At 68.8% G+C, this 5,512-nt stretch carries 6 protein-coding genes; all 6 read right to left on the minus strand.

Features of this window, described 5'->3' with window-relative positions:
• On the minus strand, nt 1–493 hold a 493-nt coding region (locus tag PHC73_RS11115), incomplete at its 3' end, for an iron-sulfur cluster assembly protein (RefSeq protein ID WP_300128057.1).
• A 37-nt stretch (nt 494–530) separates the two neighbouring features.
• Nucleotides 531–983, minus strand: coding sequence for a Fe-S cluster assembly sulfur transfer protein SufU (gene sufU / locus PHC73_RS11120; protein WP_300128060.1), 453 nt, complete (start codon nt 981–983; stop codon nt 531–533).
• Nucleotides 980–2,233 (minus strand): cysteine desulfurase, encoded by a 1,254-nt coding sequence (locus PHC73_RS11125; protein WP_300128063.1) that lies wholly within the window; start codon nt 2,231–2,233, stop codon nt 980–982. Before PHC73_RS11125 ends, sufU begins: the two co-directional genes overlap by 4 nt.
• A 13-nt stretch (nt 2,234–2,246) precedes the next feature.
• Entirely contained in the window at nt 2,247–3,506 is a 1,260-nt protein-coding gene (sufD, locus tag PHC73_RS11130) for a Fe-S cluster assembly protein SufD (RefSeq protein ID WP_300128066.1), read from the minus strand.
• Nucleotides 3,503–4,258 carry a Fe-S cluster assembly ATPase SufC gene (gene sufC / locus PHC73_RS11135; RefSeq protein ID WP_366949864.1) on the minus strand — a complete coding sequence of 252 codons (756 nt, stop codon included), beginning with the start codon at nt 4,256–4,258 and terminating at the stop codon, nt 3,503–3,505. Before sufC ends, sufD begins: the two co-directional genes overlap by 4 nt.
• Nucleotides 4,259–4,287: 29 nt before the next feature.
• Nucleotides 4,288–5,512 (minus strand): Fe-S cluster assembly protein SufB (gene sufB, locus PHC73_RS11140; RefSeq protein WP_300128072.1); only part of this gene is annotated, 1,225 nt, incomplete at its 5' end.

Consider the following 5,512-nt stretch of genomic DNA (forward strand, 5'->3'; position numbering starts at 1 on the left):
CGTGTGCTCTTCCGATCTCTTGGGCGTCTGAGACACCGGGAATAGCCAGCAGTTTTTCCTTCACGTCCTCGGCCAGCACGTCGCCCATGCCGCAGCCGGGCGCGGTCAGCGTCATCTTGACCTCCACCCGGTAGCGCTGCTTGCCGATTTCGCGCACCTCGCAGCCGTAGACCAGGCCGAGCTCGACGATGTCGACCGGAATCTCCGGGTCGTAGCAGGTGCGAAGGTGCTGCCACACCAGCTGCTCGACCGCTTCCTTGGTCACCGGGCCGGCGTAGCTCTCGGCCGGCAGCGGCACCCGCGTCTTGCCGAGCGCGTCGGCGTCCTTGGCGTCGATGCGCGCCATCTGGCCTTCCAGCAGCACCGTGTAGCTGCCGCCGAGCTGCTGCAGGATGCTGACCTCGGTGCCCTTTTTGGCGTTCACCTGAATGCCGATCGGCACGAACAGCGCCTTGCAGTCACGGCTCAGGACGACGGTTTCGCGTTCGGTCACGGCGTGCGTCTCGGGGTGTGGGGGATGATTGATTGGGTCATTCGGTCTTGGCCGGCACGGCCTCGCCGTGCGCGGCGTTGTGCAGGGTGTGCCAGGCGAGCGTGGCGCATTTGACGCGTGACGGGTACTCGCGCACGCCGGCCAGCACGGCCAGCTTGCCGAGCCGATCGGCGGTTTCCTCGCTCGTGTCCTGGCCGGTGACCATGGCGTGGAAGGCCTCGAACAACTGCTCGGCCTCGGCCACGGTCTTGCCCTTGACGGCCTGCGTCATCAGCGACGCCGACGCGGTCGAGATGGCGCAGCCGGCGCCCTCGAAGCTCACGTCGGCGATGCGGTCGCCGTCCACGTGCAGGTACACGGTCACCTTGTCGCCGCACAGCGGGTTGTAGCCCTCGGCGCGACGGTTGGCGTCGGCCAGTACGCCGTAGTTACGCGGGTTTTTGTTGTGATCGACGATCAACTCTTGGTAGAGGTCGCGCAGGTCGCTCATCGGACAAACATCTCCACGGCCCGGCGCAGCGCCTGCGCCAGCCGGTCCAGGTCTTCATGAGTGTTGTAGAAGGCCAGCGAGGCGCGCGCCGTGGCCGGCACGCCAAAGCGCTCCATCACCGGCATGGCGCAGTGATGGCCGGCGCGGATGGCCACGCCGTGGCTGTCCAGCACGGTGCCGATGTCGTGCGCGTGCAGGCCGTCGATCACGAACGACAAAATGCCGGCCTTGTCGGGAGCCGTGCCGATCAGACGCAGGCCCGGGATGTCGCCGAGCAGCGCCGTGCCGTAGGCGAGCAGCTCGTGCTCGTAGGCGCCGATCGCGGCCAGCCCGATCCGCTGCACGTAGTCGATGGCGGCGCCAAGGCCGATGGCACCCGCGATGTGCGGCGTGCCGGCCTCGAACTTGTGCGGCAGGTCGTTCCAGGTGCTGCCCGTAAAGCTCACGGTGCGGATCATGTCACCGCCGCCCTGCCAGGGCGGCATCGCCTCGAGCAACGCACGGCGGCCATACAACACGCCGATGCCGGTCGGCGCGTACAGCTTGTGGCCCGAAAAGGCGTAGAAATCGCAGCCGAGCGCCTGCACGTCCACCGGCGTGTGGGCGATGGCCTGGGCGCCGTCGAGCAGCACCACCGCGCCCGCCTGGTGGGCCAGCTCGGTCATCTCGCGCACTGGATTGACGGTGCCGAGCGCGTTCGACACGTGCGCCACGGCAACGATCCGGGTGCGCGCGCCGAGCAGACGGCGGAACTCGTCCATGCAGACCACGCCGCGGTCGTCGATGTGGGCGACCTTGAGCACGGCGCCGGTCTGCGCGCACGTGAGCTGCCAGGGCACGATGTTCGAGTGGTGTTCGAGGCCGGTGATCAGCACCTCGTCGCCGGGGCCGAGATTGGCGCGACCATAGCTTTGCGCGACCAGGTTGATGGCCTCGGTGGTGCCGCGCACGAAGATGATCTCGGCCGCCTCACGGGCGTTCAAAAAGCGCCGCACGCGCTCGCGCGCGCCCTCGTGGGCGGCGGTGGCCTGCTCGGACAGCCAGTGCACGCCGCGGTGGATGTTGGCGTTGATCTCGCGGTAGTAGGCCGATTCGGCGTCGATCACCGCCTGCGGCTTTTGCGTGGTGGCGGCGTTGTCCAGATACGCCAGCGGCTGGCCGCGCACGCTGCGCTGCAGGATGGGGAAATCGGCGCGCAACCGGGCGGCGGGAAAGTCGTCACTGTGGGCGCTGTAGCTGGCGAGCGTCATGGGATTCACCGCGTCAGAGCAGAGGCAGACGGGCGTCGATGCGCGCCGTGAGCGTGTCGGCGAGATCGCCGTCGAGCCCGGCCAGCGCGTCGCGGGCGAAGGCCGTCATCAGCAGCGCCCGCGCGGCGGCAAGATCGATGCCGCGGGCGCGAAGATAGAACAACTGCGCCTCGTCGAGCTGGCCGACGGTGGCGCCGTGGCTGCATTTGACGTCGTCGGCATAGATTTCGAGCTCCGGCTTGGCATCTACCTCGGCGCGGTCCGACAGCAGCAGGTTGGCGCAGGTCATGGTCGAATCGGTCTTGACCGCGCCCGGGTGCACATGCACGCGGCCGTTGAACACCCCGCGGCCGTTGCCGCCGACCAGACCCTTGTAGGTCTCCTCACTCCTGCAGTGCGGGGCGCGGTGCTCGATGCGGGTGTGGAAATCCACGTGCTCGCCACCGCCGGCGGTGGTGAGCCCGCGCAGGTTGCACTCGCCGCCCGGCTCGTGCAGATCGACGTCCAGGTCCTGCCGCAGCAGGCCGCCGCCGGCGGCGAGCGCGTGTGATTCGAAGCGCGCATCGCGCCCGACGCGCACCCGGAAGTCCCCGATGTGGATGCCGGCCGGACCCTGCGCCAGCAGCAGCGTGTGCCGCAGGTGCGCGCCCGGCGCAAGCACGGCCTGCGCCAGCACGTTGACGTGGTAAGGCTGAGCGCCGAGACCAATGTAGTGCTCCACCACCTGCGCCTGTGCCTGCGCGCCTAGCTCGACCAGCAGGCGCAGGTGCGCCGATGCGTTGCCGACGCCGCCCAGGTGCACCACGTGCAGGGGTTCCTCGAGCCGCGCGCCGGGGGCGAGCGTGAGCCACAGGCCGTCCTCGAACAGCGCATCGTTCAGCCAGGCAAAAACACGGGCCGGCGCCGCGTCGCTGCGCAGGCGTGCGCGCAGCGCCTCGCCATCAGCGGCCAGCGCGTCGGCCAGACTGCGCACCGTGACGCCGGCGGCCTCGGCGAACCGCGACCAGGCCGGCACCAACCGCCCGCCGGCGAATACCAGCCGCGCGCCCTGCGGCAAGCCGTCCGGCACAGCCTGCGGCAGTGGTGCGGCCTGCAGCTCGGCGCGTTCCAACGCGCTGAGCCGCGTGTACTTCCAGTCCTCGTCGCGCCGGCCGGGCAAGCCCTGCGCCTCGAAACGCCGCCAGGCATCCGCCCGCAGCTCGCGCAGCCACGGCGCGGCCGTGGCGTCCTGCACGCGCGCGTGCTGGGCCTGCCATAACGCCAGCGCGCTCATGCCGGGGCGGCCTCCTCGCGCAACCAGCCGTAGCCGCTTTGTTCGAGCTCGGCGGCCAGCTCCGGCCCGCCCGAGCGCACGATCTGCCCGCCCGACAGCACGTGCACGCGATCCGGCGGCACGTAGTCCAGCAGGCGGCGGTAGTGCGTCACCAGCAGCATGGCGCGCTGGGGCGAACGCAGGCGGTTGATGCCCTCGGACACCACCTTCAGCGCATCGATGTCGAGCCCGGAGTCGATCTCGTCGAGCAGCACCAGATCCGGCTCCAGCAGTGCCATCTGGAAGATTTCGGCGCGCTTTTTCTCGCCGCCGGAGAAGCCCTCGTTGATGGCGCGCTGCAGAAAATCCTCGCGGATGCCCAGTTCCTTCATGCGGCCCTTGACCAGAGCGAGGAAATCCATGGCGTCGAGTTCTTCCTCGCCGCGGTGCTTGCGCCGGGCATTGACGGCCGCGCGCAGGAACACCGCCGTCGACAGGCCCGGGATCTCGACCGGGTATTGGAAGCCGAGGAACACGCCGGCGCGGGCGCGCTCCTCGGGGCTCAGCGCCAGCAGGTCCTCACCGCGGTAGGTGACGCTGCCGGCCAGCACCTGGTAGCCGTCGCGGCCGGCGATGACGTTGGCGAGCGTGCTCTTGCCGGAGCCGTTCGGGCCCATGACGGCGTGCACCTGCCCGGCGTCGATGGCCAGATCGAGCCCGCGCAGGATTTCCTTGCCGTCGACGGCGACGCGCAGGCCCTTGATTTCAAGCAGTGCTGACATGTGTTTGGTGATTCCTTGGCTCAGCCGACACTACCTTCGAGACTCACGCCGAGCAGGCGCTGCACCTCGACCGCGAATTCCATCGGCAGTTCCTTGAAGACTTCCTTGCAGAAGCCGTTGACGATCATCGACACCGCATCCTCCTCGCCGATGCCGCGCTGGCGGCAGTAGAAGAGCTGGTCCTCGCTGATCTTGGAGGTGGTGGCCTCGTGCTCGACGGTCGCAGTCGGCTCCTGCACCTCGATGTAGGGAAAGGTGTGCGCGCCGCAGCGCGGGCCGATCAGCAGCGAGTCGCACTGGGTGTAGTTGCGCGCGCCCTTGGCGCCGCGCAGCACCTTCACCAGTCCCCGATACGCGTTGCTGCCCCGGCCGGCCGAGATGCCCTTCGAGATGATGGTGCTGCGCGTGTCCTTGCCGATATGGATCATCTTGGTGCCGGTGTCTGCCTGCTGGAAATGGTTGGTCAGCGCCACCGAGTAGAACTCGCCGACCGCGCCGTCGCCGGTCAGCACGCAGGACGGGTACTTCCAGGTGATGGCCGAGCCGGTCTCGACCTGCGTCCAGGAAATCTTGGCGTTCCTGCCGCGGCAGTCGCCGCGCTTGGTGACGAAGTTGTAGATGCCGCCGCGACCCTCGGCGTCGCCGGGGTACCAGTTCTGGACGGTCGAGTACTTGATCTGTGCGTCGTCCAGCGCCACCAATTCAACCACCGCGGCGTGCAGCTGGTTCTCGTCGCGCATCGGCGCGGTGCAGCCTTCGAGGTAGGACACGTAGGCGCCGGCGTCGGCGATGATCAGCGTGCGCTCGAACTGGCCCGTCTTGGCGGCGTTGATGCGGAAATAGGTGGACAGCTCCATCGGGCAGCGCACGCCGGGCGGGATATACACGAACGAGCCGTCCGTGAACACCGCGGCGTTGAGCGCGGCGTAGAAGTTGTCGGCCGCCGGCACCACGCTGCCGAGGTACTTTTGCACCAGCTGCGGGTGTTCCTGCACCGCCTCCGAGAACGAGCAGAAGATCACGCCGTGCTCGGCGAGTTTCTTTTTGAAGGTGGTGCCCACCGACACGCTGTCGAACACCGCGTCCACCGCCACACCGGGGCCGGCCTCGGCCGCCACGCCGGCCAGCGCCGCGCGCTCGTGCAGCGGGATGCCGAGCTTCTCGAAGGTGGCCAAAAGCTCCGGGTCGACCTCGTCCAGGCTCTTGGGGCCTTGGGCGCGGGACTTGGGCGCCGAGTAGTAGACG

Origin of the sequence: Immundisolibacter sp., assembly GCF_028696615.1 — a bacterium.
Lineage (GTDB): Bacteria > Pseudomonadota > Gammaproteobacteria > Immundisolibacterales > Immundisolibacteraceae > Immundisolibacter.

What these genes read in the sequence shown, in the direction of transcription:
- PHC73_RS11125 (WP_300128063.1), bottom strand. Translation starts at nt 2,233, where the DNA reads ATGACGCTCGCCAGCTACAGCGCCCACAGTGACGACTTTCCCGCCGCC.
- sufD (WP_300128066.1), bottom strand. Translation starts at nt 3,506, where the DNA reads ATGAGCGCGCTGGCGTTATGGCAGGCCCAGCACGCGCGCGTGCAGGAC.
- sufU (WP_300128060.1), bottom strand. Translation starts at nt 983, where the DNA reads ATGAGCGACCTGCGCGACCTCTACCAAGAGTTGATCGTCGATCACAAC.